The sequence below is a fragment of the Agrobacterium genomosp. 2 str. CFBP 5494 genome, from assembly GCF_900013495.1.
Classification (GTDB): Bacteria; Pseudomonadota; Alphaproteobacteria; order Rhizobiales; family Rhizobiaceae; genus Agrobacterium; species Agrobacterium pusense.
On sequence record NZ_LT009718.1, the window covers coordinates 2,157,817 to 2,183,175 of the forward strand.

The following is a 25,359-nucleotide window of genomic DNA, read 5'->3' on the forward strand; positions in this document are numbered from 1 at the left end:
CATGCTGCTCAAGCTGGAGATCGAGGACACCCGCTGGAAGAAGGCCATGGAAGCCATCCGTGACGCCATCCGAGTGACCGGTTCCAAGGAGTATGTCCGCTTCTACAAGCGCGACAGCCTTGAGGCCGACTGGCAGGCCATCACCATTGATCTGGCGAAAGCGTGAGGGCGGAGCGGTGGAAAACATTCGCGTAGAAAATCCAGTCACGGCTGAAGCATTCATTCAGGCCATGTCCGAATTGGGAGTTTCGTTCCCCCTGACATGCTCCCAGCGAGATATGGGAGTCCTGTTAGATGCGGATGGTGATGAGCTTCTCACCATCGATTCCTCCGGCTCTATGCCTGACAATACCGTGGCGCTGCTTTGCGCCAACATCGTCATGGTGCTGAACAATGCTGCAGGCTATCGGGCGGTTGCCGCGCTAGTTCCTTTGGAACAAGACGGTTCAATAGCGGCGGCAATCGCTGACACGAAGCTTGTCACGCTTGAGATGCACCTGAAAGGCCTCGTCATCGCCAACCCGGAGAAAGCGCTGCTGGCGGCGCTTGATGACGACGTCCGGATGTGGTTCGTCGCAGAACTCACCAGTGTTGCAGGTGCCAGCGTGCCGCTTACCGACATCGAGGCCATGGTGTTGCGTAGTCTGACGCCGGCGAAAGGCGGTACGGCGTGACCAGCATCTACTTCTCCGACGCAACCGTGAAATCCTTCTCCGCCGCTACCAAGGGCGGAAAGTCCACGATCAAGATCGAGATCGAGACGGCCGATCGCTACCAGATGGCCAGCATCCTCAACCAGCTCGATGAGATCGAGGCCGAACAGAAGGCCGCAAAAGCAATTCACAAAGCACCCGCCAAAAAGACGGATGCGCCCCAGTTGGCGCTTCCGGCTCCCCTGAAACAGATCAGCTATCACGGTGACAACCATGAATGACCCTCTCGCCAAGGCAAAGGCCGAGGAGGCCCGCCAGTCACAAGTTCTCGCCGATGCGATCCACAAGGCCATTATTGAGACTGGCGAACAGTTCGAGGTCCCGATCCTGAATGCGGTTGGTGGCGCGCTTGCCACCAATATCGCGGAGGTTCTGGCCTCAATACCCGATCGTCGTCACCGCAAGATGTTCCGTGACCAGCTCGATCGCGCTGTTTCGCTCGCGCTCGCTCAGGCCGCCACGCGGCCGATGGCGCCTGTCGAGACGATCATCATCGGAGGAGCGCGGCAATGACGGTGCTTCTGTTTGCGAGCTTCATCCTTCTTCTTGTCATTTGCGATCTCATGGGAGCCGACCGATGACCGAAATTGAGAACCACCCCCTTTCAGATGAGCAGGGGGCGATCGCGCTTAAAATCATCGCGGTCATTCAGCCCCACAGCGCCGACAATGTTCTGACCGCCATGGTGTCCATCATTTCGCATGCGATTAGCCAGTCGGCCGATCCTGTTGGCAATGCACAGTTTTGGGCGAACACCCTTCAGGAGACGGTTCACTACGCCCGCGAGAACGGTGACCGCCCCTACGGCGGAGGGTCTATCCAGTGAGATTGTTCCCGGAACTCTGGCCGTTCGGCGACCTCCCGCCGTTCTCATTCGACCTGATCATGGCTGACCCGCCGTGGCTCTACAAGCTGCGATCCGAGAAGGGCGAAGGCAAGTCCGCGCAGGCTCATTACAAGTGCATGCCGCTGGACGAAATCAAGGCCATGCCCGTTCTCGATCTGGCATCGGAGAACTGCCTTCTCTGGCTCTACGCCACCAACCCGATGCTGCCGCAGGGCTTGGAAGTTCTGAAGGCGTGGGGCTTCGAATTTGCGACTGCTGGCTCTTGGGAAAAGATAACCCGACACGGCAAGCAGTCCTTCGGGGGCGGATACATTTTCCGCTCATCGAATGAACCAATCCTTATTGGCACGCGCGGCGAGCCGAAAACGACCAAGTCGGTTCGATCATCTTTTCGAGGGCTGGCTCGCGGTCATTCTGTGAAACCCGAGGAAGGTTACCGGCAGGCCGAAAAGCTGATGCCGAACGCTCGGCGGCTTGAGCTTTTCAGCCGGACCAACCGCAAGGGCTGGACGGTGTGGGGTGATGAAACCGGAAAATTTGGAGAAGCAGCATGAGCATTCAACGTGCAATTTTCGGCGGTTTCCGCCAGCTCGGGATCACTGAGGAAGACGCGCAGCGCGAGATCTACTCTCGCGTGACAGGACAGTCGCGCCTCTCGCTGATGACGGCCCCGCAGCAAGACGCCGTCATGAAGGAACTGCGCCGCCTCGGCTACAAGCCGGTTGCTGTGCGCCGCAATGGTCGCCGTCGCCTCGACGGCCGCTATGCACCCAAGATGCAGTCGCTTTGGATCGCGGCCTACAATCTCGGCATTGTTGAGGACCGCGAAGACCGGGCGCTGGAGGCGTTCGTCAAGCGCCAGACCGGTCTCGACAGCGGCCGGTGGGTCAACAATGCCGACGATGCCAGGGCGGTTGTCGAAGCTCTGAAAAGCTGGATCGCCCGCGAGGCCGGTGTGGTTTGGGCTGATCGCAAGCCCTGCGAAGCCTACACCATGCGATACGGTTACAAGATCGCGATCGCGCAGCACGCCATGCTGAAATCCATGCTCTGCGATGGCTTCTGGCCTTCGGTCACCGGCATTCTCGATCAGGAAATCACCTATCGGAACGTGACCGACAAAGAGTGGATCACGGTCATGGATTACTACGGCAAGCTTATCCGTGGCCGCCGTGCGCCGAAGACAAAGGCGAGCGCGTGATGGTCGCCTACGGTTTCAAGAAGTTCTTCAGCCCGCAGATCGAGAGCGGCCACAAGCGGCAGACGGTGCGCGGCAATCGGGACCGCCATGCTCGGCCGGGCGAGCGCGTCCAGCTCTACGAAGGTTTGCGCACTCAATATTGCCGCAAGATCATCGCCGATCCGGTCTGCACGCATGTCGTTCCGATCGAGATCGTGGTGAGCGACCTCATCAACGAGCTGATCGCCAGCATCGTCATCGACGGCGTGCATCTGCACCGTGTCGAGGTCGAGGCGTTCGCTCGCCGTGACGGCTTTGCGCCCGAGCTGCTCGGCAACAGCTATCCGGCCAAACTCTACGGCCGGACAGCGCGGGAGACGATGGGCCGGTTCTGGATCGCCAATCATCCCGGTGTCTCCAAGTTCACCGGCGTCCTCATCCGCTGGCAACCGGAGGCACCGACGCCATGAACCGGGACGTCTCTCCCATAACCGTCATGCCGCTCTTCGGCTGGCCGGAGCAGCGGGAGATAGACGTCCTTCAGACGAAACGAGACGAACTGGCGGCACGCGCCGCCAAGCTCCCGAGATTTTCACACAAACGTATCGAGCTGGAAGTGCGGCTCAAGGCGCTGACCGAAGAACAACTCAGAATTTCGAACAGGATCAATCATGGCCGATGACATCGCAGCAACATCCTCGGAAATCATCGTCACCGACCGTGCGATCATCCGTTATCTTGAGCGGGCACACGGTCTGGACGTTCTTCATTTCCGCAACCACATTGCCGCGCTTGCTGCTAACGGCGTCAAGGCTGGCGCGAGCGGCGTGACGGTGGAAGGCGTCAAATTGGTGCTTCAGGGCAATACGGTCACGACTGTCCTTCGTCGCGAATGGCATTCCCGCGACCTGAGGACCAAGGACGGTGACTCGACATGAGCACGCTTCCGGGCATCCTCGGTGACATCGCCGATATCGCCGGCGCATCCGTCGCCCTTGAAATCGCACAAAGCCATGGCGGCACCCGCGTCTCCATTCCGCCCCGCGCCGAGCCGGATCACTGGCTGACGGCATTAGTTGGTCTTGAGACCGCCGATCGGATTTGCCGTGGTCTTGCAACCCTTGATGCTGAAGGCCGTTTAAAAGGCATCAGCAAAGAGGTCATTCCTCTCGGACCCGTTTCAGTGATGAGGAATGCCCGGCGAAAAGCGCGTCAGGCGCTCGCTGAAGGCAAGAGCGCCAGAGAGGCCGCACGCCTTGCGGGCTTGCATGAAAGGACGATTTGGCGCATGAAAGCAGAGGAAGATGACGGCCAAGGTAGTCTCTTCTAGGTTCGGCTGACACCTGTCAGCCCCGGCGCTCAACCTGAAAAACGCATAGTCGCTCCAGTTCGCAATCCGCGTCTGGAGCTTTTTTCATGCCTCGAAACGTCAGCCCGAGAGGGCGGAGATTTACCTACACCCGCGAAGGCGTGGTCAGGAAGGCCTATCGTGATGCTGTCGGCAAATGGACGATCGGTGCCGGCCTGACCGCAGACTCTGGTGTTATCGTGCCGAAAGCCGGCATGGTCATTACCGAGGCGGAAAACGATCGGCTTTTCGATCTTGCCGTTGAACGAAACTATATGCCGCGTGTCGTCAAAGCGCTCGGTGCGAGCGCCAGCCAGCACGCAATCGACGCCGGCGTTTCTTTCGACTGGAATACCGGCGCGATCCTCAAGGCGTCTTGGGTGAAATCCTACCTTGCCGGAAAACCTGCCGAAACGCGCCAGCGGCTCGGCCTCTGGAAGAAGGCCGGCGGCAAGGTACTGCGCGGCCTTGAGCGCCGCCGTGCCGAAGAGGCAGACATTCTGCTGCTTGGCAAGTATCCCGCCGACATCAATGTCGTCGGCCTGACGCCCACCTCCGAGACCACGCGATTTGCGACCTTTGTGGTTTCGGTCACGCCCTCGGAAATCGAGGACATCAGGAAGGGTTTCACCAGCATCGGCTTTGATGCTGGCCTCGCCACGGGCAAAATTCTGCGATCGGCAGTCGAGACCTTCCAGAAGGCCTATGACCTCACCATTGATGGCAGGATCGGCCGGGCCACGCTGTCAACCCTGCAGCGCGAACTAGACGCCCGCCGCAAGGCAAAGAATGGCACGGTAACGACCGCTGCCAGCACCACCGTCGCAGCCGGCGATCAGGCTGTCAGCACGGTGACCACGCCAGCGCCGGCCGATCCGACCTCCGTTCTGCCGGATCATCTCGCCTCGTGGATCGGTGGCGGCATCGCTGTGATCGCCGTCGCCTATCTCGCATGGCAGGCGTACCAGTACCGGGACATCCTTGCCGTGCGCATTGCAGCCAAGGCCCCGCGTCTTGCGAGCTGGCTGCGGAGCTTCTGACATGAGCGCAGCCATCACCTCCATTCTCATCGCGGCCGCCACGAAAGTCGGCGCTCCCATCATCAAGGGCGTGCTGGAGAAGCATGTCGGCGGGCTTGCCGGGACGCTCGCCGGCACCGTGGTTGATCAGGTTGCCGAGCGCCTCGGCGTCGAGCCAGAAGCGTTGCCGACCGTTGATCAGGCCGAACTCGGCGATGCCGTCATCGACGTCAATGCCAATATGCCGGAATTGATCGCCCTCTATGAAAAGGGCCTTCAGGGGCAGTTTGCACTTCTCCAGGCCGAGCAGGCTGAGGGCTTCTGGCAGAGCGCTTGGCGCTGGGGCTGGATGTATCTGCTGGCGTTTCTCTGGATTTGCGCCTTCCTGCTTTTTCCGGCTCTGCGCGTCTTCGGCATTCACATCGAGCCGATCGACAACACCACGCTGATGACGCTGACCGGCTGGTTCATCTCCCTCTACATGGGCGGCCATACGCTGAAGGAGTTCGGAAAGCAGGCGGTGGAAGCGGTCAAGACTTGGAAGCGCACCCCATGAACTTCGGTGGAAATGCTGCTTTCGAACAGGCCGACATGCGGGCCGAGCAGGAACGGGAGGCAGGCATCGCCGCTGCCTCCCTCTCGTTGCGCAGTGTCGGTACCAGCCAGTGCGAAGACTGCCCGAACGATATTCCCCGCGAGCGCCGTCTCGCCCTTCCGTCCGCCACCCGGTGCATCCGGTGCCAGACCAAACACGAACAGAAACAAAGGTACCGGTGATGGACATGGAAAACGTACGGTCTTGGCTCGGGCTGGTGTCGCTCGTGATTTCGGTCGGAGCAACCATCTGGCTGTGGCTGACTTCCGGCGCGAAGAAGACCGCCAGCGATCTGGCCGAGTTTCGCCGTCAGGACGCTGAAGAAAAGAAGACGATGATGGCGGCAATCACCGCGATCGCCCAGCGAACGCAAGCCCTCGAAAGCGACATGAAGCATCTGCCTGACGCGAAAGCCGTCATGGAAATGCGTCTGTCGATCTCCGAGCTAAGCGGCAAAATCGGGCGGATGGAGGAAAGCCAGATCGGCGTGGCGCGCACCGTCAATCGCGTCGAGGACTTTTTACTGAAAGGTAATGCGGCAGCATGAGCGACTATAACCAGCATCTCACCGTTGATGCTCGCCTCGTCATTTTGCGGGCATTGAACGACCAGCCTGATGGCCGCCTTAACGAGAGCATCCTGTCAACGGTGCTCGAAACTTTCGCCCATCGCCGATCGCGGGAATGGATTCGCCAGCAGCTCCGCTATCTGGCGGACATTGGTGCTGTCCGCAACACCGAAGCCGGAACCGTCCTCATAGCTGAAATCACCCGCCTCGGTATCGACCACGTCGAGCGCCGGGCCATCCTCGAAGGCGTGAAGCGTCCTTCGCCGGCGGTGTGATGATGGGACGCGGTCGCCTGTCCGGAATCGAGCTGCTGCCCGACGCCTGCGCCGACGCCGTCGCATGGGCGGCCGAGGAGCTGCAGAAGCGAGAAAGAACGCAGACTGAAATCTATCAGGATTTCGTCAGCAAGCTTGAGGGCGTGCATCGCGAATATCGCGGCGAGTTGGACTTCACCATTCCCTCGTTTTCGGCTTTCAACCGGTATTCAATCCGTCTTGCAACGCTGACGCAGCGCCTCAACCAGACCCGCGAGATTGCCACCACGCTCGCCGGCAAGTTCGATGCCGCCGCCTCCGACGATCTCACCCTGATCGCTTCCGAGGCGATCAAGACGCTGGTCTTCGAACTAGTGACGGCCGGCGGGGAAGCTGGATTTGATCCGAAGGGCGCAAAGGCGCTTGCCGATGCCCTGTTTTCCGCATCGAGAGCGCAGGGCGTTTCGACCGCCCGCCGCCAGAAAGTCGAGGCCGATCTCGCCGAACGGGCAAAACAGGCCATTTCCGCTGTCGTCAAGAGCAAGGGCATCACCGAACAAGGCGCACGCGAGATCCTCGATCAATTCCTTGGAGTGACGAAATGAGCGGGCCTATCTCGAAAGAGGAATGGATCAAGGCCCGGCGTCTGTCTACGGACGCCGTGCTGGATCGCATCGAGCGCCGCAAGGCGCTCTTGCCTTATCAGCAGCGCACGGTCGGCCTGCTTGAGAGCGCCGGCTGCGAAGTGCTGTTTGTCGAGAAAAGCCGCCGTATCGGTCTGACGTGGGGATTTGCGTCCTATGCGGTCCTGAAGGCGGCCCGTACCAAAGCCGCCGGCGGCATGGACGTGATGTACATCTCCTATTCGCAGGAGATGACCCGCGAATTCATCGACGCCTGCGCCATGTGGGCGCGGGCCTTCAATCAGCTTGCCGGCGAGATCGAAGAAACTGTCTTTGACGACAGCGACGACGAAGGCCAGCGTTCGATACAGGCGTTCCGGATCAAGTTCGCTTCTGGATTTGAAATCATCGGCCTGTCGTCAGCTCCGCGCTCCCTGCGCGGCAAGCAGGGCGTGGTCATGATCGATGAGGCCGCGTTCGTTGATAACCTCAAAGAGCTGCTCAAGGCAGCACTCGCCTTCCTCATGTGGGGCGGACAGGTTGTGGTCTGCTCGACGCATAACGGCGTCGATAACCATTTCAACGAACAGATTCAGGACATCCTCGCCGGACGAAAACCGTACAAGCACCTCCGCATCGATTTTGACGATGCGCTGAACGAAGGTCTGTATGAGCGTATTTGTCTGGTCACGGGCAAGGAATGGTCTGCCGAGGCGGAAGCCGAATGGCGCCAGAACATCATCAAGTTTTATGGCGATGGCGCGGATGAGGAGCTTTTCTGCATCCCTACGCAGGGCAGCGGCACATGGTTGCCCGCGCCCCTGATCGAAGCGCGCATGACGCTGAAGCCGGAAGATGCGCCGATCATTCGGCTGGAGCTGCCCGCAAACTATCTGCAGCTTTCCCGCCTGCAGCGTGCCGCTCTGATGGCACCGTGCCTCCTTCAGCTCACAGCAGCGCTTCAAAACCTGCGGCGGGATCGGCAGCACGCCCTCGGTTTCGACTTCGGCCGCGTGGCCGACTTGTCGGTTGCCAAGCTGCTGTCGATCGACAAGCTGCTCTGCCGGCGGAGCGCCCTGACCGTCGAGATGCGCAATGTGCCAGGTGATGAGCAGAAGCTGATCACCGGCATGATTTTGAAGTCAGCGCCGAGGCTCGTGGGCGCTGCCTTCGACGCCACCGGCATGGGCTGGACGGTCGCCGAGGACATGGGCCGCATATTCGGTTTTAGGGACCCGGAAGGCGGTGGCGGGCTGATCGACCCGATCAAGTTCACCAGTAACTCGGACTGGTACCGGCTTCACATGCCGCCGCTCAAAGCGGCCTTCGAAGACGAAGGCATGCTGGAGCTGGTCAAGGATGATGAGCACCTCGGCGACATCCGGCTGGTCAAGGTCATCAGGGGCATTCCCAAAATTCCCGACGCCCGCACGGGTGAGACTAACAAGAAGCGCCACGGCGACTTTGCCGTGGCACTCGCTCTCGCCCACTACGCCAGCCGCCAGCAGTGGTTCGAATACGCCTACATGGCGGCGAGCGCACTGAACGAAGACAGCGTCGATGACGACGAAGAAGACGGCCATTACGGAAGGCAGCACTGGTGACCACCCGCACATCATCCATACTCGGCCCTGACGGCCGCCCGATCGTTCTCAAGACGTTGTCGGAAGAGATCGCAACGCCCACGGTTGCGGGTGTTCGGCGGACGCATGAGGAGCGCGTGGCCACAGGCCTCACGCCTGAGCGCCTCGGGACCATCCTGCGCGATGCGGCCGAGGGCAACGCACGCTCCTATCTGACCCTCGCCGAAGAAATGGAGGAGCGCTATCTGCACTACGCGTCTCAGCTCCAGACGCGACGGCTGGCGATTGAAAGTGTCGACCCGACGATCGAGGCCAACGGCGCTCCCGCCAAGATCGTTGAAGCGATCGAGGAACTGATCAATGATGACGGCTTCCTTGAAGCGCGTGGCCACCTGCCGGACGCGATCAATAAATCCTATGCGGTGTGCGAGATGATGTGGGAGTACGAGCGCAAGGCCTTGCGCCCGGTTGCCTATCTCGAACGTGACGCCCGCTTCTTTCAGATGGACCGGCTATCGCTTCGGAACCTTCGGCTTGCGGTTGACGGCTCGATCGAGGGCGAGGAGTTGCCGCAGGCAAAGTTCATCCGCCACATTCCCCGCACGCGTCTTGGTCTTCCGCTTCGCCGAGGCATGGCCCGGCCGGCCGCGTGGGCTTATCTCATCCAGCAGTTTGGCCTGCAGGACTGGGCGGCATTCTCTGAAGTCTACGGCATGCCCCTGCGCGTCGGCAAATACAATGCCGGAGCCAGTGGCGCTGATAAGCGCACGCTGCTGAAGGCCGTCGCCTCGATCGCCAATGACGCCGCCGCCATCATCCCGGCCGGCATGGATATCGAGTTTCATGAGGTCAACGGAAGCAATGGCTCGGCCGTGTTCGGCGGCCTGCTTGAGTATGTCGACAAGCAGATTTCCAAGCTTGTCGTAGGCCAGACCATGACATCCGATGACGGCTCCTCACTCGGGCAGGCCAAAATCCACAATGAGGTCCGTCTGGAGCTGCTGCGCGCTGACTGCCGGCAACTTGCCATTACGATCAACCGCGACCTGATCAAGCCGTTCGTGGACCTGAACTTTGGGCCGCAGGAAAGATATCCATTTCTGCAGTTGCCTGTTCCCGATCCCGAGGATGTCAAAGCCTTGTCGGAAGCGCTCGGAACTCTGGTTCCACTCGGCCTGAAGGTAAAACAGGCCGAGATCCGCGAAAAGGTCGGCCTCTCTGATCCGCAGGAAGGAGACGAACTTCTGACGCCGCCGGCGGCGTCGGCGACGCCTCCTGTCGAGGGCAAACCGGAACCAAAAACCGCTCCGAAAACAGAGGCGGTCAAGGATGCGAAAAAGGCGGCCGAGGAAGAAGATGTCAAATCCAAGGTAGCGGCGCTCTCCGCCATCGTCTCGGATCATCGCCGCGCCTGCCATTGCGGAGCATGTGAGGCCCTTGCTGCTGCCGAGGCCGGAGAGCCGGACGCGCTTGAGCAGCTCGACAAGCTCTTCATCGACGCCATGGACGATTGGCAGCAGATGGTTGATCCGATCGTCCAGCCGATCGCCGCGATCGTTGAGACTGCCGGCAGCTTTGAAGAGGCTTTAAAGCTGCTTCAAACGCAGCGCCCTGACGCCACGAAATTGGCAGAACGCCTCGGCCGGCTGACCGCGATCGCTCGCGGTATCGGCGATATCGCGGACTGACCGGGATGGCCGAGATCAGGAAAGCACTCGCGCCGCCGGCCGGCGTCGTCAGGTACTTCGACGGAAAGACGAATGCTCCGGCGTTTTCGTGGCTGGATGTGTGGGCCGAGGAGCACGCCTACAAGTTCACCGTTGCCAAGGCCGTCGAGCTGGACGTGCTGAACGCGTTCCGCTCGACCGTCTCGAACGCTCTCACCACCGGGCGCGGTTATGAAAACTGGAAGCTCGATATCCAGAAGGAACTGGTGAAGTTCGGATGGTGGGGACCGCGCATGGTCTCCGATCCGGAGGGGATCGATCCCGATCGCATGGTGAACTTTGCCAGCGACCGCCGCCTGAAAACCATCTTCTGGTCGAACATGAACTCCGCCAGAGCGGCCGGCCAGTGGGAACGGGCGCAGCGGTCCAAACGGGTGCTGCCCTATGTTCTCTATGTCCGCACCACCTCGGCCGATCCCCGCCCGGAACATCTCGCATGGGTGGGGCTGATCCTGCCGATCGACCATCCGTTCTGGCGCACGCACTGGCCGCCCAACGGCTGGATGTGCAAGTGCCAGGTGCGCATGATTTCCGATCGCGAGGCGAAAACGCTCATTGGTACCAAGCGCGTCATTGGCAAGGACGAGGACGGCAACGACATTTCCATCTGGTACACGGACGAGCTGCCGGAACTCGGTCCTGATGTAGCGTATCGTAACCGCCGCACTGGCGAGATCTCGATGGTGCCGGCGGGCATCGATGCCGGATGGGCAACCAATCCCGGTCTTGCCCGCGCCGAAACCCTTATCCAGAATTTCGAGGCGAAGCTTGCCGAGGCGGATCAGGGTGACGCCACCCGCGTCCTTAAGGAGCTTTGGAGCGATCCTTATCTGCAGATCGCACCTCGCTTGCCGCAAAAGGTCTGGTTGCCGGCCGGACATAACCCGGCGCTGGCCGAGCACCTCGGCGCGAAATCGCCGGTCATATCCATCACCAGTGAGGCGATCGCCGAGCGCATCGAGCGCCACAAGATGCCGGTGGAGGATTTCGCGACGCTTCCGGATTTGTTGTCTTCAGGGGAAATCCTGCCGGACCTGCGCGGCAAGGAGAACACGCGCTCGATCTTCTGGCGCACTGGCAAGTCGGTCTGGCGCGCTTTCGTGTCGGTCAGCCAGAACGGCTACATGCGTGCGAACTCGCTGCATCAGAAGAACGAGCGCGAGGCAAGACGGCAGGTGGAAAAAGCAGGTTTGAAATGGCCGTGGGAATGAAGCGCGGCAGGGAGGGACCGATTCCGGGGCTTTACCCGGCTCCCTCCAAGGGCCATCTAGGGCTACGGACTTCTCTGCCGCGCTCCGGTGAATATATGCTTATGAGGTTACCTGCGCAATCATATCCCGAGCATTTTCAGCATTCGGCGGGATTGCGCTTCGGCCGCACGCCGTTCCGACTTGTCGACGTTCTCCGGGCCGCAATAGTAATCCAGATTACTGGTATCGCTGCTGTCGGCCGCAAAATGTCCGCTTTCGAGGATCACGAACCTCCATGCGCATCCGAGCATTTTGTTGATCCGGATCGCGCCATGACAACCGGTGGAGAGGCAGTAGGCGACGTTGCGCTGCCCTTGATACTGGCCTTGAATGGCTTCGCTGTATTCCTTTACCCAAACATCGCGAGAATACTGGCAGCTCCCGGGCTGCTTGCTCGCGCTGCAATCCTGAAGGCCATTCAGGTAATCCGTGGCCGGTGGCCAGTCGGCTGCATTCGCAAAACTGCTCATTGCGGCTACAATTGCCAGCGCCAGAACCTGCCTCATTACCCATTTCCCCCTGTTGCGGTGACTTGCACGATAAAACGGCCACAGACGCGCGTGAAGGGGTTCGACGCCCCTTCTTTCATCCACGGTTAAAATTCGCGCCCACGGCCTTTAATCGTGCTTCAATTTTGACGTTGCTCTTGATCCTCGCCCCCCAAGAGGATTAGATGCGGACATTCCCCCAAACGAACTGATTTTGCCGTGCTGACAGGTGTCAGCCCGAGCGCTTGGAATTGATGGCTAGATTGGCCGTCATGATGACACAGCGCCCCGAACCATTCCTTTCCTGCCTTGCTCCTGAAGCTACCCCGAATGCCGCCGACGCGATGACGGGTATCGCCGTGCTGGATGCCTTTGCCGCTGATCCGGCCGCCGCGTCTTCCGAGACCAAGCGCGGACCGGAGTGGATCAAGCTCGCACCCCGTGGAGTTCTGAACGCCCGAGACGGTCGCGTTTTCACAATCGATCCGGAATTGCTGGTGTCGCGCTTCAAGGCGGATGCTGTCGATCTCCCGATCGATATCGACCACGCCACCGTCAAGAAGGCCATGTTCGGTGACGCCGCTCCCGCCATTGGCTGGATCAACAAGCTTGAGGCGCGTCCGGACGGTCTGTTCGGCAAGGTCGAGTGGCTGGAGGAAGGTGTTCGCGTTCTTGCGGCGCGCACCCATCGCTATGTCTCCCCGACGTTCAAGGCCGACGACAACGGCAAAGCCACATGGCTTCACTCGGCTGCGCTTGTCGCTGCCCCCGCCGCATCAATGCCGGCCGTCGCGTCGGCAACCCTCACGACAACAACTCAAACGGAAACGACCATGCTCAAAGCACTCGCCGCCGCCCTTGGCCTCAATGAAGACGCCTCCGAGGCTTCCTGCCTTTCGGCGATCACCAACCTGAAAAGCCGCATCGATCCCACCGTGCATCAGCAGGCACTCGATCAGGTCACCGCTCTGACCACGCAGATTGAGGACGGCAGAAAGGCCGCCCACAAAGAAAAGGTCGACGCGCTGCTCGAAGGGGCGCTGAAGGCCAAGAAGATCACGCCGGCACAGCGCGAAAGCTATGAGGCCCTCGCCACATCGCCTGAAGGTTTCGAGCAGGTGAAAAAGCTGATCGAAACGCTCGGTGTCGGTCTTGCTGCCTCCAATCTCGACCAGCGCCGTCCCGAAGATGCCACCGCGACACTGTCGGCCGAGGACCGCGAGGTCATGACGCAACTCGGCCTGACGGAAGAAGAATTCCGCAAGGCAAACGGCCTGACCGCCGCTTGATCGAACTTTCCCCCGAAGGAGAACCGAAATGACCGCAATGTCGCAGGCCCGCCAGCCGGCAGAGACCGAAGGCCTCCGTTCCACCGCACCCGTCAAGGGCGCAACGACCATTCTGCAGGGCGCGCTGGTCGTGGCCGAGAACGGCCTCGCCTTGCCGGGCAAGGTTGCGGTCGGCCTCACCGTTCTCGGCGTTTCCGAGAAGACGGTAAAGAACGCCGGCGCTGACGGCGCTGAAAAGGTCCCGTTCCGTCGAGGCACCTTCGGTTTCGCCAACCACTCGGCCGACGCCATTGCTGCCGGCGACATCGGTAAGACCGCCTTTGTCGTGGATGACCAGACGGTTGCCAAGACCGATGGCACCGGCACTCGCTCGGCCGCCGGCAAGATCATGCACATCGAAGGCGGGCAGATTTTCGTCCGCGTCGGCTTCTAACAACTCCAATCTCAGGACCGTTTTCAATGGCACGCGTCATAACGCCCGAACTTCTTGCCGCAGCACAGCGCGGCTTCAAGACCTCCTTCCAGAAGGGTTTCGCAGGTTACACCTCGATGTACACCCTGCTTGCCACGGTCGTGACGTCGACCGCTGGCGAGGAAACATACGGCTGGCTCGGTGACATTCCGAAGCTTCGCGAATGGATCGGCGACCGCCAGATCAAGTCGCTCTCTTCGAAGGGCTACACGATCAAGAACCGCAAATTTGAGTCAACGATCGGCGTTTCCCGCGACGACATCGAAGACGACAAGCTCGGCCTTTATGCACCGCGCTTTGAGATGCTTGGCCAGTCTGCCTCGACGCATCCGGACGAAGTCCTGTTCGAACTGATCAACGCCGCCTTCAGCACCGAATGCTATGACGGCCAGAACTTCTTCGACACAGATCATCCAGTCGGCCTTCAGGGCGCACAGGTCAGCGTCTCCAACATGCAGGCCGGCACGGGCGAGACATGGATTCTCGCGGATATGAGCCGGCCGTTGAAGCCGTTCATTTTCCAGAAACGCCGCGACTATTCGTTCGTTGCTAAGGAAGACGGCAAGACGTCCGACCATGTCTTCATGCGTGACGAGTACGTCTACGGTACCGATGCCCGCGTTTCCGCCGGCTTCGGCTTCTGGCAGATGGCCTATGGCTCCAAGGCAGAGCTGAACGCGGCCAACCTCCGCGCCGCTTTCACCGCCATGAAGGAATTCACGGATGATGAAGGCCGCAAACTCGGCATTCGTCCGACACACCTGATCACGGGCAACGGCAATTTCTTCAAAGCCCGCGACATCCTCATGTCGGAAAAGATCGACGGCTCCACCAACACCGACCGCAACCTTGTCCAGCTCATGGAAGCGCCGCTGCTGGATTAGTCCTGGCACCTGCGCGATCCCGGCGGCCAACCTCCCGGCCGCCGGGTTTTCCGGCAAGCGGCATGCGTGCCGTTTTCCCGAAAACCCAAAGGAGAAGCTTATGTCCAAGCGGACCACAGCAAGATCGGCCGCAAAGCCGACCGCCCCCGAAATTCTCAACGGCTCAAACACTTTGCCGGCGTTGATCGAAGTCGCCGAGGGCAAGTCCCTCCAGCTCGGCGCAGTGGTGGTTGTCGCCCATCAGGCATCCGGCCTGACGGCGGAGGCTTGGAACGCTCTGCCCGAGGCGGAGCGCGATGAGCACCTCAACAAGACGATCGAGAACATCAAGGCGGCTGTTGCCGCCGGCGCAGAACCTGATCAGGTCATCCAGAAAATTGCCGAGGCTGCCGCTCCTGCGGGTGAAGGAGCCACCGTCACCTCGGATGACACGGATTTCGTCACGGTCGAGCCCTTGCTGATCGTTTCGGCTCCGGGCGGTCCCCGCCGCCGTGCCGGTTTTGCGTTCGGCCCCGAGCCGGTCGACCTCACCTATGACCAGCTCGGCGAGACCGATGAAGAGCGAAAAGCCGTTCTCAAAAGCCTGCGCGCTGATCCGAAGCTGAAGCTCGACAGCCGCATGATCGAGGTCAGCGAAGACGACTAAGACTTCCGCGGAGTGGACCAACGGTAGGTCATCAGGCTCATAACCTGAAGGTTGGCGGTTCAAGTCCGCCCTCCGCAACCAGATACGGGGTGGGAGCGCCGCGAGGGGAAACCCGAGGCCCACCGGTGGTGAGAGTGCCACCGGAAGACAGCGGCAAATTCTTGAGGACCATCTCCATGATCGCCTATGCCACGCTCGCCGACCTTGAGGCACGTTTCCCGAACGAACTGACGCTTGTCGCAGCAGACGAGCAGACCGGCATTCGCGATGATGACCGTATTGAGAAGGGCCTCGCCGACGCCTCCATCGAAGTCCGCGCCATTCTGGCTGCTCGATACTCCCCGGCCGAACTTTCCGCCCTCGATCAGAACTCGCTCGATGCGCTCCGCCTCTACACCATGGACATCGCATTCTACCGCATCGCGCTTGCCTTCTCCCGCTCGTCCGAGAACATCAAGGAACGCTACAACGCAGCGATCAAACGCCTAGAAGCGATCGCCGCCGGCAAGGGCGCGCTGACCACCACGATTTCCGGCGATGGCGATAATGGCAGCAACGGCGGCGATGTCGGCCAGAACGAAGTTATTCTGGAAGCTCCGGAACGCATGTTCACGCGTGAAAGGCTCGGCCGGATATGAGCGGAATCTCTCTCATTCTGGATGTGTCCGATCTGGAGACGGCCGAGCGGAAGCTTCGGCCGCTCTTCGACTTCGAAGCTACGGAACTCATGAGCGCGATCGGCGCGGTGGGCGAGAACCAGACGCGCCGGCGTATTGCCGAGGAGAAGACCGCGCCGGACGGCACGCCATGGAAACCGAACCATGCCGGCACGCCGATCCTTGTGGCAACGGGCCAGCACTTGCTGTCCTCGCTGGTTTGGACGGCCTCGGCCGAGGAAGCCGAGTGGGGATCGACATGGGAATATGCCCACGTTCATCAGGACGGCATGACGATCGTTCCGAAGAACGCCGACCGTCTGGCTTTTCAGATCGGTGGCCAAGCCATTTTCGCCAAGGAAGTCGAAATTCCTGCCCGCCCGTTTGCCGGTCTGTCGGAGGAAAACCGGCGTGAGCTGCTCGATGTCATCACTGACCATTTTGGAGGGCTGCTGCAATGATTGAGCCGAAACCGCTTTCTGCGCTCCTGCTGGATGATCGGCTTTTGCCCCTGCAGTCGGCGATCGTCGCCCGACTGCTTGCGCTGCTGCCCGGTGTTGCCATCGTGCGCCATCCGGGCAAGGTCGACATTTCCGAGCTGATCGCCAAGAGCGTTGTTGCCGCTCCCGGCGTCGGTATCGGCTGGAGCCGCATTCGCGAGATCGCGATTGTCGACGGCTCCTTCAGCCTTTCCGTCGAGTGGACCGCCTATATCGTCGCCGAGGCGAAGCCGATCGACGCCAAACGCGTGGAAAAAGAGGCTATTGCGCTCGCGATCGGCGCACGCCTCCTGCAAATCCTCGGCGACGATGAAACCGCGATGTGGGGCCTGACGGGCATTCTGCCGCCTGAAACCACGCCCCAGCCCGAGCTGAAGCCGCTTTTTACGGTTCGCGATGCATCGCAGGGTGTGGCCTATTACACCGTCACCTGGACTCAGATCGTGGTCGACCTCGGCGAGACCGCATTCCCGACCGAAGCTGGCACGTTCAGCGAAGAGGACAACTGGATCAAGTTCGCCAGTGACGCGACGATTGAAGCCATGCGCCCCTTCATTCCGGCGAAAGAGGAGCCGGACAATGCGTGATCCGGTCGAACTGGAGCTGCGCCGGCAGGCCGCCCGAACCGAAGCCGCAGAGCGTCGTCTGGCGCAGACGGTGCTTTATGGAAAAGTCGCGGAGAAGGATTCCGAAAAGCGCCGACTTCGCCTGAAGCTCGGAACCTCGAGCAAGGGCGAAGACGTTCTGTCGCCATGGCTGCGCTGGCAGGAAGCCGGCGTCGGCAGCCTTTCGATCCACGGCGAACCGGCGGTCGGCGAGCAGATGATGATGCTTTCGCCATCCGGCACGATCGGAGCCGGCTCCATCGCCATGCGCGGCTCCTATGACCGGGATCACGCCGCGCCTTCGAAATCCTCCGACACCGCCGTCATCACCGCCGGCAAGGGCCGCATCGAGCTTGGGCCTGACGGCATCAAGCTGATCGGCGATGTCCGGGCGAGTGGCGGCACCTTGGAACATGAGGGCGTCTACATCGGCGAAAAACACAAACACACCGAAGTGCGGCGCGGCGGCGAAGTGTCCGGCCCACCCGAATCCGGCAACTGAAGGAAACCTGAAATGGCGAAAGCACCCCGAAACACTCCAGCGACCGAGCCCGCCGAACAGCCAGCAGCTGCTGCCGTCGCCACACCGGACGATGGCAAGAAGGACTATGTCGTGACGGAAACAGCACCCGCGCGTGTTGCCGGCCGTCGCGTCAAAGCGGGCGATACGCTCCGCCTGTCCGAGCATGAGGCGCTTGCTGAAGAAATCGCCCAGCACATCACCCCGGCCGGTTCCGATGACAAGACCGACGCCGGCGCTGACGCTTCAAGCGACGTTTGAGGGGCTTTTGAAGAATGGCAGGAGCGTTGCGCATCCGATCGGGTTTCGACCAGAAGACGGGCAGGATCATCACCGGTCCGACCCATCTTGCACAGTCGCTCGGCAAAATCTGGCACACTCGTATCGGCACCCGGATCATGCGCCTGTCCTTCGGATCGGACCTTCGGTCGCTTCTGGCTGAGGACTTGTCGCCGGCGCTTGCGCTCCTGCTCTACAACGAAATGGTGGCCTCGGCCGCACGGTGGGAGCCGGAATATCGCATCACGCAGCTCCAGCTCGTCAGGATGACGGAAGGCGGCGCGCTCGGTATTCGCCATGGCGGTCTCTATTATCCCGAAGGTCGTTTCGGGAATTACGATAAGGCCGTGGTTCTCGGCCTGTCGGCGGCTAGCGCTGTGAGGTTCGCGGCATGACACTGGAAACAATCGACCTTTCGCGTCTGCCCGCTCCTGAAGCTATCGAGGCGCTTGATTTCGAGACGCTGCTCGCAGCTTTCAAGGCCCGCTTTGTGGCCTCGTGGGATGCTGCACGGGCGAAAGACGATTCCCTGCCGGTTTATGACACCATCGATCTTGAAACGGACAGCGCCAATATCGCCGGCCAAGCATGGTCGTGGCTGCGCCTGCTTGATCGCCAGCGGGTGAATGACGGCCTGAAGGCATTGCTTGCCGTTCTGGCCTCCAAAGGCAATCTCGATACGGTCGTTGCAGGCAATAACGTGCAGCGCCAGGTCATTATCCCCGCGACCGGCGATGCTGCTGCTGTCATGGAAGGCGACGTGGCCCTATTGCGCCGATATCTTCTGGCTTTCGACCTTCCGTCTTCAGCCTCGACCGGTCGCTATCTCTATGATGCATGGACCGCTTGGCCGCAGTCAGCCAACAGAACACTTGGGCTTTGGGATGCCCGCGTCAATGGTCGGGCCGTGCATGGCCGGCGCGGTGATACAGACGTTGTGCTGATCGGACCGGGCGGCCGCTTGCTGACCTCCGGCGAACTGGCAATGATCCGGAGCGCCGTCGCGCATCCCGACCGCACACCGGAGGCTGTTGGCCTCTCGGTCATGTCGGCATCGAGGCATGAGTATCAGGTCGCGCTCACTGTCGAGGTCGCCGCCTCGGGACCATCGCCGGAGCTGCTGAAGGCGGAAGCGGAGAAGCGCGTCATTGTCGCAGCGACCGACCGGATCGCGATCAACGGCGAGGTTCCCGCAGCACTTTTCTCGGGCGCAGCCTATGGGCCGGGTATAGTCAAGGTGATCGATCGCGCCCCGGTGATCATATCCGCCGACCCTTACGCGGTTCCGGTCATGACCGGCCTCGACATCGCCGTCGAGGTGCGCTCATGAGCGAGGCTTTCGAGAAGGCCCTGATTGCCGGCATGACCGACGATCTGCCGATCCCCTATGACGTCATTATGGACCCGTACCGCACGCCGGCGCGCTTCCTGCCGTGGCTTGCCGCTCATCACTCCGTCGATCTCTGGTATGATGACTGGCCCGAGGAGCGGAAGCGCGAAATGATTGCCCAGTGCGCCGGGCGTTCAGTCCTTTATCCCGGCTCGCGGCTGGCCGCGCTGAAAGGCACGCTTGTCGGCCTGAAGCGCTATCTTGCCTTTGTCGACGCCGAGATCATCGACAGGATCGCCCATCCGGCCCGGTTCACGTTCGGTCGCGCTGTCATCGGCCGAACGCCGATCGCGCACCAGCCGTTCACAGCGCACTATCTCATCAGGGTCTCACTGACCGCTCATCGCAACCGCTTCCAGATCGGCCGCAGCGCCTTCGGCCGCGCCGCCATGACCAGCGTCGACCTTGAACCGATCCGCCGCGCCAAGCGCGCCATGGTCACAGCCAAGACGCCGGACACGCTCTATTCAGTGTCCTTCGCATGGCGGCGCGGCATCACCTTTAACGACAATATTTTCATCGACGGAAGCCACGCCATCGGCGGTTACATGAACCGCACGCGGCTGGATTGAGGGAAACGACACATGCAGCGCACATCTTTCGCAGAAGCCGAAATCGCCGATCACGTTGACTTTGACGCCATCGGAAAACAGGCACAGGCAGGTCAGGACCAGATTTGGCTGGATGCCATCGGCTATCCTGCCCACTGGGCGGCATTCACGGTCAGTCAGAAATCCGCGCAGGAGATCACGGTCTCGGCCGGTCGCTATGTTGCCGGTGAAATCGTCTATGCGCAGGAAGCGCCGAAAGATGTGAACCTGCAACTTCATATCCCGCCTGCAGCTTCTGATCAGCGCTGGATTGCCGTATTGTTGCGCGGCGAGGAAATCATCGAAACGGACAGCCGACCCTTCGAGACCTCCGACGATCCCGAAACCAGCATCATCATCAACCGGACCACGCCGAAGACGATCAAGCGAGTCGTCTCGTTGATCGTCCAGCCGGGTGACGCCAACCCTGTTCCGGTCAAGCCGGTGGTCGCCTCTACCGATGCCTGCATCGCCTATGTCCTTTTGACCTCTTCCGGTATCGAGGCGATCGAGCCGGGCAATAGCGACCGCGTCAAAACCTTGTATGAGGTCGAGGGCCGTGTGACGGCGCTGGAAGTCGATCTGGACGGCCTGTTTATGAGAACCGAGACGATCGAGACCCAGATCGTCAATATTCAGGCGAAACTGACCGAGATCCCGCGCCCTGTCATCATCCGCCAGATGCAACGCGACATCGGCGCCGCCCGCCTGAAGGTTGCCTTGCCGGATGAGGCCCGCGCCTATGTCTTCGATGACGGCTTGATTCCCGATCGCTGGGACATGACCCATGTGGACTGGCTGGCCCGCATCGAGGAGGGCGTGCGCTTCGGCTTTGCCGCTGAAGGACAGGACCGCCTTGAAGTGATCGCCGAAGATGATCCGAAGATTGCATTTCGCGGGCGACGTATGGTGCCGGCCTTTGACGAGGTAACGCGCATTGCCAACACCTCGCTCGATGCCAGCTTGCAGATTTCGCAGCTCACCCACATGGAAACAACGCTTGTCCAGAAGGAAGCATCACGTATCCGCATCACCTATGGGCCGACGATGCACGCCTGCGAAAACGCTGCGGGGTGGGCTGGCCTGGGTGGCGATTCCCGAGTGGGCCAGATGCTTAATGTCGGCGGCGAAACCTTCGAAGTGGTCTATGTCGGGGCGAACTATGGACCCGGCCACCAGACCTACGGCGTCAAGCAAATCCGTTACGAGATATATAATGAGCCATATTGGGAGTATGTGACGCAGGAAGTCGGGGTTAACGGCTCGATCTATGCGCAGTCCTTCCTCGTGGCACAGCCGATGCAGGTGACGAGCCTTGAACTCTCCTTTGCCCGCGTCGGCGGCGACGGCGACGTGCATGTGTTTCTTGTCGAAACCACCACTGGCGGCGTTCCGTTGTTTGATTCGGTTCTGGCTCGCGGCACCTTCGCCCACGCCGCCCTTAAAGTTGGCTGGAACAAGCTCGATCTGCCAATCACCCTGCTGGAAAGCGGCAAGCGGTATGCGTTTGTCACGGTTACGACCGGCGCGCATGCCCTGCATATTTCCTCTGCGAACAAGTACACGGGTGGCACGCAGTTCCTTTGCACGGACGGTGCCTTCGCCCAAGGTTCAACGGAGACCGACATCTGCTTCAAGCTGAACGCTGCCCGCTATCGCAGTGTCCGCACTGTCATTCCGATGAAGGCTCTCAATCTTGCCGATGGCATGACGCAGATCGACATGCTGTTTGCAGGTTGGGTGCCGGGTGGCTGCACGCTCGGTTGGGAAATCCGGCCTTCCGGTTCGACTGTCTGGACGGAACTGGATGACGGCGACCCGGCCACCAATCCGCTTGTCGGCTTGCCCGCCTCGGTCGAGCTGCGCATGGTGATGATGGGAACGGCCGATCTGCAGCCGATGATCCAGCTCGACGCCAATGCGATTTCAAGGGTGGCCCGGAACCGGACCGAAATGCGGGCGGTCAGCGACGATTTCAATTTCGGCATCTCGACCACGGCTATCGTGACGCAGTTCACGATCGATGCGTTCGACGCCGATCGGCATACATTTTCGCCAGCGATCATGGTTGGCAATACCACGGTGACGCCGGACACCACGGAGGTAACGATAGACCCGCAGGTGCCGACACGCCGGACATACCTGTCGACCTATACACTCGGTGCTGCCACGACCTCCGCCCGCCTGCGGCCCGCCGCCAATACCAACAACGCCGCGTCCGTGCCGTTTGTGCAGGACGTCTTTATCTCCGCTCTGTGAGGCCGCTATGAAAGTTGATCTCAAAAAATCCTACATGGTGAAGCTCTCGCGCCCGGTCAAACGTGGCGCGTTCACCCTCCGCCCCCTGAACGAAATCGAGATGAAAGGGCCTGTTCTGGCTGAAATCATCCAAGCTGAAGGTGAGGACGTAGTCGACCATGCCCGAGCGCTCTGAGCTGTATCAAATCCCCTCCTGGCCGCCGACGAAGATCGATCGGGCGTTTCTCAATCCGATCCTCGCCAGCATTGATGATCGTCTTCTGGCGCGTGAAGCGTTGGAGGCGTCTTTCGAGGCAATGATTGCGCAGGGCATTCAGGCCTCGCTTGACTACATTCAGGTCAACGTCGCGCCGCAGATTGCCAATCTTCAGCAGTCCATCTCGCTGGCGCAGGATCAGATTGACCAGATCATTATTGGCGGCAAGGCTCCTGATACCCTTAAGTTTGGCGGGCAACTGCCAGCATACTACGCGACCGCGCAGGCGTTGTCGGATGGACTTGCTACAAAAGTGCCGAATACCCGCAGGGTGAACAACAAGGAGCTGTCCGCCGATGTCACGTTGCAGAAAGGTGACGTTGGTCTTGGGAACGTTGACAACACCGCTGACGCGGACAAGCCCATAAGTACGGTTCAGGCCAGCGCGCTCGCGAAGCGCATCCGTGTTGATGCCCTTCAGAATTTCTCGGATGCGGAGAAGGGGAAGGCTCGGGCAAACCTCGGTGGCGGCGTCCTTGCTGGTTTCCGTAACAAGATCATTAATGGCAATTTCGATGTGTGGCAGAGAGCGCCAAGTCAGACTTCTTCCGGCTACGGAAGCGATGACATGTGGTTTAACCAAAACATCGGAACCACTAAAACTCATTCCCGGCAAACCTTCACACTAGGTCAAACAGACGTTCCGGGCGATCCGGTGTATTTCTCTCGTACCGTCGTTGCCAGTGTCGCTGGCGCTGGCAATCTCTGCCGGAAAATCTATCGGTGCGAAAGCGTTCGAACATTAGCGGGAAAACGTGCAACGCTGACTTTCTACGCGAAAGCGGACGCGGCAAAAAACATTGCCGTAGAACTGGCTCAAGACTTCGGGGCAGGTGGTTCTCCATCCCCGTTCACCACGTTCAGCGTAACAACGGTTGCTCTCACTGCGCAGTTGGCGCGATATGATGTTGTGGTGGACATCCCGCCTATTGCCGGAAAAACACTGGGAACGAACAACCTTGACAACTTGGCTGTGAGTTTCTGGTTTGAAGCCGGATCATCATTCAATGCACGCACAAACAACCTCGGGCAGCAATCGGGAACGTTCGATATTGCGCGTGTGTCGCTGGTTGAAGGGGACGCTTCTGCGGAAGCGGACCCGGCAGGATATCGGCATATCCAGCAAGAACTTGCTTTGTGTCAGCGATATTTCTGCGTGATCCACAATGGTTTGCAGTCCGGTGGTGTCGGCACGAATATGGCTTACTACCGGTTCCCTGTTCCTATGCGGGCCACGCCAACTTTAACGGTCGTGAACAATGGTACTGCCTCATCCGCCAATATCGTTAGCACTTTCGGAGCACCTTCTTATTTGGGGGGGTTCTTCCAGATCAATGTAACGGTGGCATCTGGTTACATTGACGGGTGGATCGGTTACTTCGATGCGGGGATTTGACATGAACGTTATCGGATACACGGAAACCGGCATGATACGCGCCGAGTTTGATGAGGCGGAGATACTTGTACCGGACGATATGGGCAACCGGCATCGCCAGTTGATTGCGGAATGGGAGTTTGACGAAGAGGGCGAGCGTATCAACACAATCCCTCCTTATGTTGCGCCACCAGCGCCAGTTCCGCCGATCCCGCGCCTCGGCTTCTGGCTTGCCGCCGCTGAAGTTGGCGTCACCAAAGCGGGTGTGAAAGCTCATATCGACGCCATGCCTGAGGGTGTCGAAAAGCAGCAGGCGATTGTATATTTCGAGGATGCCCAGCTTTACCGCCGCACCGACCCGCTGTTGAACCAGATGGCGGAACTCGAAAACATCACTCAAGCGCAGCTTGACGACCTCTGGGTATGGGCGCTCGCGAACTACACCTGACCGGATGGACAGGTGACCGTAAATAGGTCATTAAATAGGCTTCAAGGGCGGCTTCAAAAACCGCCCTTTTTCTTTGTGCTGACACCTGTCAGCCCGGCCGGAAGCAGGCTGCGCCATATCTTGTCCCCAAGCTGAAATTTAACTGCATGCGGGGACCGCTTATGTCTGGCACCACGGATTTCGTCGGCGTACGCCGGTTTTCCAATCTTCGTTCTACCGTCGCTAAGATCGATACACGCGACAGCACCAAAATCGGCATTGTTGCACCGGCACCCACGGCCGACAATGCGGCCTTTCCGCTGGATGAGCCTGTCAAGCTTTCCCTCGACAATGTCGAGCAGGTCGCGAAGCTCGGCACAGGCGTTGTTCGGGATACCGTCGACCAGCTCCTGTCGGAAGGCATCGTCACCGATCTTGCTTTTGTCCGGACGCAGCATTCGACCGCCGCAGCGCCGGCCGACCAGCTCTCCGAAGAGACCAACCACATCGTTGGTTCCGCCGGCGCAAAGACCGGTATGTACGCTCTGCTCGACGCGAAGAGCGAGCTGAAGATCGAGCCGGGTTTGATCATTTCTCCCGGCTACATGACAGCTCGCCTTGGTGGAGCGGCAAATCCGGTTGTCGCGGCCGCCCGCGTCGTTGCCGATCGCATCATTGATTGCATGGTGATTGGTGATACGCCGTCCACCTCGATAGAGGCTGCGATCGAATGGGCCGAAGATTTCGCCACGGCGCTGAACGTCATCGGCCTTTACCCACAGGCCGTGGTCAATCTCGGCGCGGGCAATGTCACGCGTGCGCTGTCACCTCATATGGCCGGCGCGATGGTAAGGCGAGACAAGGAAACCGGTGGCCCTTACAAGGCCTCGTGGAACCGGCCGCTTACCGGTGTCCTCGGTCCTTCCGTTCCGGTCGGCTATACGGACGGCGATATTTCATCCGAGGCCAACCAGCTCGCGCAGGCGGGTGTCGGCACCATCATTGAAGGCAATCTG

38 protein-coding genes and 1 tRNA gene are annotated in these 25,359 nt (G+C 60.3%); 38 read left to right on the plus strand and 1 reads right to left on the minus strand.

The genetic code is table 11. The annotated features are described in order from the left end of the window. From AGR2A_RS10700 to AGR2A_RS10795, 20 genes are all read left to right on the plus strand, one after another. On the plus strand, positions 1 to 166 hold a 166-nt coding region (locus tag AGR2A_RS10700), incomplete at its 5' end, for a DUF3164 family protein (protein WP_139786366.1). A gap of 10 nt (positions 167 to 176) precedes the next feature. Continuing rightward, entirely contained in the window at positions 177 to 674 is a 498-nt protein-coding gene (locus tag AGR2A_RS10705; RefSeq protein WP_080822824.1) for a hypothetical protein, read from the plus strand. After that, positions 671 to 934 (plus strand): hypothetical protein, encoded by a 264-nt coding sequence (locus AGR2A_RS10710; protein WP_080822826.1) that lies wholly within the window; start codon positions 671 to 673, stop codon positions 932 to 934. The genes AGR2A_RS10705 and AGR2A_RS10710 overlap by 4 nt, the downstream gene beginning before the upstream one ends. Beyond that, positions 927 to 1,226, plus strand: coding sequence for a hypothetical protein (locus AGR2A_RS10715; protein WP_080822828.1), 300 nt, complete (start codon positions 927 to 929; stop codon positions 1,224 to 1,226). The genes AGR2A_RS10710 and AGR2A_RS10715 overlap by 8 nt, the downstream gene beginning before the upstream one ends. Before the next feature lie 64 nt (positions 1,227 to 1,290). Then, positions 1,291 to 1,539: a hypothetical protein gene (locus tag AGR2A_RS10720; protein WP_080822830.1), complete on the plus strand. Its 249-nt coding sequence runs from the start codon at positions 1,291 to 1,293 to the stop codon at positions 1,537 to 1,539. After that, a complete protein-coding gene (locus tag AGR2A_RS10725) occupies positions 1,536 to 2,114 on the plus strand; it encodes an MT-A70 family methyltransferase (protein ID WP_080822833.1) in 579 nt (192 codons plus the stop codon). Before AGR2A_RS10720 ends, AGR2A_RS10725 begins: the two co-directional genes overlap by 4 nt. Beyond that, positions 2,111 to 2,761, plus strand: coding sequence for a regulatory protein GemA (locus AGR2A_RS10730; RefSeq protein ID WP_080822836.1), 651 nt, complete (start codon positions 2,111 to 2,113; stop codon positions 2,759 to 2,761). Before AGR2A_RS10725 ends, AGR2A_RS10730 begins: the two co-directional genes overlap by 4 nt. Continuing rightward, positions 2,761 to 3,210, plus strand: coding sequence for a hypothetical protein (locus AGR2A_RS10735; RefSeq protein WP_080822839.1), 450 nt, complete (start codon positions 2,761 to 2,763; stop codon positions 3,208 to 3,210). The genes AGR2A_RS10730 and AGR2A_RS10735 overlap by 1 nt, the downstream gene beginning before the upstream one ends. Beyond that, positions 3,207 to 3,422, plus strand: a complete 216-nt coding sequence (locus AGR2A_RS10740) for a hypothetical protein (RefSeq protein ID WP_080822841.1) — start codon at positions 3,207 to 3,209, stop codon at positions 3,420 to 3,422. Before AGR2A_RS10735 ends, AGR2A_RS10740 begins: the two co-directional genes overlap by 4 nt. Then, positions 3,412 to 3,678 (plus strand): hypothetical protein, encoded by a 267-nt coding sequence (locus AGR2A_RS10745; RefSeq protein WP_080822844.1) that lies wholly within the window; start codon positions 3,412 to 3,414, stop codon positions 3,676 to 3,678. Before AGR2A_RS10740 ends, AGR2A_RS10745 begins: the two co-directional genes overlap by 11 nt. Then, the gene (locus tag AGR2A_RS10750) at positions 3,675 to 4,070 is read left to right on the plus strand and encodes a hypothetical protein (protein WP_080822846.1); all 396 of its coding nucleotides are present in this window, start codon (positions 3,675 to 3,677) and stop codon (positions 4,068 to 4,070) included. The genes AGR2A_RS10745 and AGR2A_RS10750 overlap by 4 nt, the downstream gene beginning before the upstream one ends. 86 nt (positions 4,071 to 4,156) lie before the next feature. Beyond that, positions 4,157 to 5,128: a glycoside hydrolase family protein gene (locus AGR2A_RS10755; protein ID WP_080822847.1), complete on the plus strand. Its 972-nt coding sequence runs from the start codon at positions 4,157 to 4,159 to the stop codon at positions 5,126 to 5,128. 1 nt (position 5,129) lies between these two features. After that, a complete protein-coding gene (locus AGR2A_RS10760) occupies positions 5,130 to 5,663 on the plus strand; it encodes a hypothetical protein (RefSeq protein WP_080822849.1) in 534 nt (177 codons plus the stop codon). Further along, on the plus strand, positions 5,660 to 5,884 hold the full coding sequence (locus AGR2A_RS10765) for a TraR/DksA C4-type zinc finger protein (protein WP_072493248.1): 225 nt from the start codon (positions 5,660 to 5,662) through the stop codon (positions 5,882 to 5,884). The genes AGR2A_RS10760 and AGR2A_RS10765 overlap by 4 nt, the downstream gene beginning before the upstream one ends. Before the next feature lie 5 nt (positions 5,885 to 5,889). Next, the gene (locus AGR2A_RS10770) at positions 5,890 to 6,249 is read left to right on the plus strand and encodes a hypothetical protein (RefSeq protein ID WP_244926249.1); all 360 of its coding nucleotides are present in this window, start codon (positions 5,890 to 5,892) and stop codon (positions 6,247 to 6,249) included. Beyond that, complete coding sequence (locus AGR2A_RS10775) at positions 6,246 to 6,545, plus strand: VpaChn25_0724 family phage protein (protein WP_003500855.1); 300 nt, start codon at positions 6,246 to 6,248, stop codon at positions 6,543 to 6,545. Before AGR2A_RS10770 ends, AGR2A_RS10775 begins: the two co-directional genes overlap by 4 nt. A 2-nt stretch (positions 6,546 to 6,547) precedes the next feature. Then, a complete protein-coding gene (locus AGR2A_RS10780) occupies positions 6,548 to 7,129 on the plus strand; it encodes a DUF3486 family protein (protein ID WP_035243576.1) in 582 nt (193 codons plus the stop codon). Continuing rightward, positions 7,126 to 8,751 (plus strand): terminase large subunit domain-containing protein, encoded by a 1,626-nt coding sequence (locus AGR2A_RS10785; RefSeq protein WP_080822851.1) that lies wholly within the window; start codon positions 7,126 to 7,128, stop codon positions 8,749 to 8,751. Before AGR2A_RS10780 ends, AGR2A_RS10785 begins: the two co-directional genes overlap by 4 nt. After that, a complete protein-coding gene (locus tag AGR2A_RS10790; protein ID WP_080822853.1) occupies positions 8,748 to 10,418 on the plus strand; it encodes a DUF935 domain-containing protein in 1,671 nt (556 codons plus the stop codon). Before AGR2A_RS10785 ends, AGR2A_RS10790 begins: the two co-directional genes overlap by 4 nt. A 5-nt stretch (positions 10,419 to 10,423) precedes the next feature. Next, positions 10,424 to 11,668 (plus strand): phage head morphogenesis protein, encoded by a 1,245-nt coding sequence (locus AGR2A_RS10795; protein WP_080822855.1) that lies wholly within the window; start codon positions 10,424 to 10,426, stop codon positions 11,666 to 11,668. A 119-nt stretch (positions 11,669 to 11,787) separates the two neighbouring features. On the opposite strand, the gene AGR2A_RS10800 is transcribed toward AGR2A_RS10795, so the two are convergent. Continuing rightward, on the minus strand, positions 11,788 to 12,213 hold the full coding sequence (locus tag AGR2A_RS10800; RefSeq protein WP_080822857.1) for a hypothetical protein: 426 nt from the start codon (positions 12,211 to 12,213) through the stop codon (positions 11,788 to 11,790). A 254-nt stretch (positions 12,214 to 12,467) separates the two neighbouring features. On the opposite strand from AGR2A_RS10800, the gene AGR2A_RS10805 reads away from it, so the two are divergent. The 18 genes from AGR2A_RS10805 to AGR2A_RS29565 form a co-directional block, all read left to right on the plus strand. Beyond that, positions 12,468 to 13,484, plus strand: coding sequence for a phage protease (locus AGR2A_RS10805; RefSeq protein WP_167378191.1), 1,017 nt, complete (start codon positions 12,468 to 12,470; stop codon positions 13,482 to 13,484). Positions 13,485 to 13,512: 28 nt separating this feature from the next. After that, a complete protein-coding gene (locus tag AGR2A_RS10810; protein ID WP_080822861.1) occupies positions 13,513 to 13,917 on the plus strand; it encodes a hypothetical protein in 405 nt (134 codons plus the stop codon). A 26-nt stretch (positions 13,918 to 13,943) separates the two neighbouring features. Continuing rightward, entirely contained in the window at positions 13,944 to 14,840 is an 897-nt protein-coding gene (locus tag AGR2A_RS10815) for a Mu-like prophage major head subunit gpT family protein (protein ID WP_080822863.1), read from the plus strand. Positions 14,841 to 14,940: 100 nt separating this feature from the next. Then, entirely contained in the window at positions 14,941 to 15,486 is a 546-nt protein-coding gene (locus AGR2A_RS10820; RefSeq protein WP_080822865.1) for a hypothetical protein, read from the plus strand. 6 nt (positions 15,487 to 15,492) lie between these two features. Then, positions 15,493 to 15,567 (plus strand) — tRNA-Met (locus tag AGR2A_RS10825). A 95-nt stretch (positions 15,568 to 15,662) separates the two neighbouring features. Further along, on the plus strand, positions 15,663 to 16,124 hold the full coding sequence (locus AGR2A_RS10830; protein ID WP_080822867.1) for a gp436 family protein: 462 nt from the start codon (positions 15,663 to 15,665) through the stop codon (positions 16,122 to 16,124). Then, positions 16,121 to 16,603, plus strand: coding sequence for a phage virion morphogenesis protein (locus tag AGR2A_RS10835; protein WP_080822869.1), 483 nt, complete (start codon positions 16,121 to 16,123; stop codon positions 16,601 to 16,603). Before AGR2A_RS10830 ends, AGR2A_RS10835 begins: the two co-directional genes overlap by 4 nt. After that, positions 16,600 to 17,229: a hypothetical protein gene (locus AGR2A_RS29555; RefSeq protein ID WP_167378192.1), complete on the plus strand. Its 630-nt coding sequence runs from the start codon at positions 16,600 to 16,602 to the stop codon at positions 17,227 to 17,229. The genes AGR2A_RS10835 and AGR2A_RS29555 overlap by 4 nt, the downstream gene beginning before the upstream one ends. Next, a complete protein-coding gene (locus AGR2A_RS10840; protein WP_167378193.1) occupies positions 17,222 to 17,749 on the plus strand; it encodes a phage baseplate assembly protein V in 528 nt (175 codons plus the stop codon). Before AGR2A_RS29555 ends, AGR2A_RS10840 begins: the two co-directional genes overlap by 8 nt. A 12-nt stretch (positions 17,750 to 17,761) precedes the next feature. Beyond that, the gene (locus tag AGR2A_RS10845) at positions 17,762 to 18,028 is read left to right on the plus strand and encodes a hypothetical protein (RefSeq protein WP_080822874.1); all 267 of its coding nucleotides are present in this window, start codon (positions 17,762 to 17,764) and stop codon (positions 18,026 to 18,028) included. A 14-nt stretch (positions 18,029 to 18,042) separates the two neighbouring features. Continuing rightward, positions 18,043 to 18,441: a GPW/gp25 family protein gene (locus AGR2A_RS10850; RefSeq protein WP_080822875.1), complete on the plus strand. Its 399-nt coding sequence runs from the start codon at positions 18,043 to 18,045 to the stop codon at positions 18,439 to 18,441. Beyond that, a complete protein-coding gene (locus AGR2A_RS10855; RefSeq protein WP_080822877.1) occupies positions 18,438 to 19,376 on the plus strand; it encodes a hypothetical protein in 939 nt (312 codons plus the stop codon). Before AGR2A_RS10850 ends, AGR2A_RS10855 begins: the two co-directional genes overlap by 4 nt. Then, positions 19,373 to 20,008, plus strand: coding sequence for a phage tail protein I (locus AGR2A_RS10860; protein ID WP_080822879.1), 636 nt, complete (start codon positions 19,373 to 19,375; stop codon positions 20,006 to 20,008). The genes AGR2A_RS10855 and AGR2A_RS10860 overlap by 4 nt, the downstream gene beginning before the upstream one ends. Positions 20,009 to 20,020: 12 nt before the next feature. Continuing rightward, positions 20,021 to 22,285, plus strand: a complete 2,265-nt coding sequence (locus AGR2A_RS10865; protein ID WP_080822881.1) for a hypothetical protein — start codon at positions 20,021 to 20,023, stop codon at positions 22,283 to 22,285. Positions 22,286 to 22,292: 7 nt separating this feature from the next. Continuing rightward, on the plus strand, positions 22,293 to 22,460 hold the full coding sequence (locus AGR2A_RS29560) for a hypothetical protein (RefSeq protein ID WP_167378194.1): 168 nt from the start codon (positions 22,293 to 22,295) through the stop codon (positions 22,458 to 22,460). Next, positions 22,444 to 23,937 (plus strand): hypothetical protein, encoded by a 1,494-nt coding sequence (locus AGR2A_RS10870; RefSeq protein WP_080822883.1) that lies wholly within the window; start codon positions 22,444 to 22,446, stop codon positions 23,935 to 23,937. Before AGR2A_RS29560 ends, AGR2A_RS10870 begins: the two co-directional genes overlap by 17 nt. Before the next feature lies 1 nt (position 23,938). Continuing rightward, positions 23,939 to 24,364: a hypothetical protein gene (locus tag AGR2A_RS10875; RefSeq protein ID WP_080822887.1), complete on the plus strand. Its 426-nt coding sequence runs from the start codon at positions 23,939 to 23,941 to the stop codon at positions 24,362 to 24,364. A 161-nt stretch (positions 24,365 to 24,525) separates the two neighbouring features. After that, positions 24,526 to 25,359: phage tail sheath family protein (locus AGR2A_RS29565; RefSeq protein ID WP_080822888.1), on the plus strand; the 834-nt coding region annotated here is incomplete at its 3' end.

Excerpts from the sequence above, each read along its gene's own strand:
- AGR2A_RS10715 (WP_080822828.1), top strand. The coding sequence starts at position 927 with ATGAATGACCCTCTCGCCAAGGCAAAGGCCGAGGAGGCCCGCCAGTCA.
- AGR2A_RS10720 (WP_080822830.1), top strand. The coding sequence starts at position 1,291 with ATGACCGAAATTGAGAACCACCCCCTTTCAGATGAGCAGGGGGCGATC.
- AGR2A_RS10730 (WP_080822836.1), top strand. The coding sequence starts at position 2,111 with ATGAGCATTCAACGTGCAATTTTCGGCGGTTTCCGCCAGCTCGGGATC.
- AGR2A_RS10735 (WP_080822839.1), top strand. The coding sequence starts at position 2,761 with ATGGTCGCCTACGGTTTCAAGAAGTTCTTCAGCCCGCAGATCGAGAGC.
- AGR2A_RS10740 (WP_080822841.1), top strand. The coding sequence starts at position 3,207 with ATGAACCGGGACGTCTCTCCCATAACCGTCATGCCGCTCTTCGGCTGG.
- AGR2A_RS10745 (WP_080822844.1), top strand. The coding sequence starts at position 3,412 with ATGGCCGATGACATCGCAGCAACATCCTCGGAAATCATCGTCACCGAC.
- AGR2A_RS10750 (WP_080822846.1), top strand. The coding sequence starts at position 3,675 with ATGAGCACGCTTCCGGGCATCCTCGGTGACATCGCCGATATCGCCGGC.
- AGR2A_RS10755 (WP_080822847.1), top strand. The coding sequence starts at position 4,157 with ATGCCTCGAAACGTCAGCCCGAGAGGGCGGAGATTTACCTACACCCGC.
- AGR2A_RS10760 (WP_080822849.1), top strand. The coding sequence starts at position 5,130 with ATGAGCGCAGCCATCACCTCCATTCTCATCGCGGCCGCCACGAAAGTC.
- AGR2A_RS10765 (WP_072493248.1), top strand. The coding sequence starts at position 5,660 with ATGAACTTCGGTGGAAATGCTGCTTTCGAACAGGCCGACATGCGGGCC.
- AGR2A_RS10770 (WP_244926249.1), top strand. The coding sequence starts at position 5,890 with ATGGAAAACGTACGGTCTTGGCTCGGGCTGGTGTCGCTCGTGATTTCG.
- AGR2A_RS10775 (WP_003500855.1), top strand. The coding sequence starts at position 6,246 with ATGAGCGACTATAACCAGCATCTCACCGTTGATGCTCGCCTCGTCATT.
- AGR2A_RS10780 (WP_035243576.1), top strand. The coding sequence starts at position 6,548 with ATGGGACGCGGTCGCCTGTCCGGAATCGAGCTGCTGCCCGACGCCTGC.
- AGR2A_RS10785 (WP_080822851.1), top strand. The coding sequence starts at position 7,126 with ATGAGCGGGCCTATCTCGAAAGAGGAATGGATCAAGGCCCGGCGTCTG.
- AGR2A_RS10795 (WP_080822855.1), top strand. The coding sequence starts at position 10,424 with ATGGCCGAGATCAGGAAAGCACTCGCGCCGCCGGCCGGCGTCGTCAGG.
- AGR2A_RS10800 (WP_080822857.1), bottom strand. The coding sequence starts at position 12,213 with ATGAGGCAGGTTCTGGCGCTGGCAATTGTAGCCGCAATGAGCAGTTTT.
- AGR2A_RS10805 (WP_167378191.1), top strand. The coding sequence starts at position 12,468 with ATGATGACACAGCGCCCCGAACCATTCCTTTCCTGCCTTGCTCCTGAA.
- AGR2A_RS10810 (WP_080822861.1), top strand. The coding sequence starts at position 13,513 with ATGACCGCAATGTCGCAGGCCCGCCAGCCGGCAGAGACCGAAGGCCTC.
- AGR2A_RS10815 (WP_080822863.1), top strand. The coding sequence starts at position 13,944 with ATGGCACGCGTCATAACGCCCGAACTTCTTGCCGCAGCACAGCGCGGC.
- AGR2A_RS10820 (WP_080822865.1), top strand. The coding sequence starts at position 14,941 with ATGTCCAAGCGGACCACAGCAAGATCGGCCGCAAAGCCGACCGCCCCC.
- AGR2A_RS10830 (WP_080822867.1), top strand. The coding sequence starts at position 15,663 with ATGATCGCCTATGCCACGCTCGCCGACCTTGAGGCACGTTTCCCGAAC.
- AGR2A_RS10835 (WP_080822869.1), top strand. The coding sequence starts at position 16,121 with ATGAGCGGAATCTCTCTCATTCTGGATGTGTCCGATCTGGAGACGGCC.
- AGR2A_RS29555 (WP_167378192.1), top strand. The coding sequence starts at position 16,600 with ATGATTGAGCCGAAACCGCTTTCTGCGCTCCTGCTGGATGATCGGCTT.
- AGR2A_RS10840 (WP_167378193.1), top strand. The coding sequence starts at position 17,222 with ATGCGTGATCCGGTCGAACTGGAGCTGCGCCGGCAGGCCGCCCGAACC.
- AGR2A_RS10845 (WP_080822874.1), top strand. The coding sequence starts at position 17,762 with ATGGCGAAAGCACCCCGAAACACTCCAGCGACCGAGCCCGCCGAACAG.
- AGR2A_RS10850 (WP_080822875.1), top strand. The coding sequence starts at position 18,043 with ATGGCAGGAGCGTTGCGCATCCGATCGGGTTTCGACCAGAAGACGGGC.
- AGR2A_RS10855 (WP_080822877.1), top strand. The coding sequence starts at position 18,438 with ATGACACTGGAAACAATCGACCTTTCGCGTCTGCCCGCTCCTGAAGCT.
- AGR2A_RS10860 (WP_080822879.1), top strand. The coding sequence starts at position 19,373 with ATGAGCGAGGCTTTCGAGAAGGCCCTGATTGCCGGCATGACCGACGAT.
- AGR2A_RS10865 (WP_080822881.1), top strand. The coding sequence starts at position 20,021 with ATGCAGCGCACATCTTTCGCAGAAGCCGAAATCGCCGATCACGTTGAC.
- AGR2A_RS29560 (WP_167378194.1), top strand. The coding sequence starts at position 22,293 with ATGAAAGTTGATCTCAAAAAATCCTACATGGTGAAGCTCTCGCGCCCG.
- AGR2A_RS10870 (WP_080822883.1), top strand. The coding sequence starts at position 22,444 with ATGCCCGAGCGCTCTGAGCTGTATCAAATCCCCTCCTGGCCGCCGACG.
- AGR2A_RS10875 (WP_080822887.1), top strand. The coding sequence starts at position 23,939 with ATGAACGTTATCGGATACACGGAAACCGGCATGATACGCGCCGAGTTT.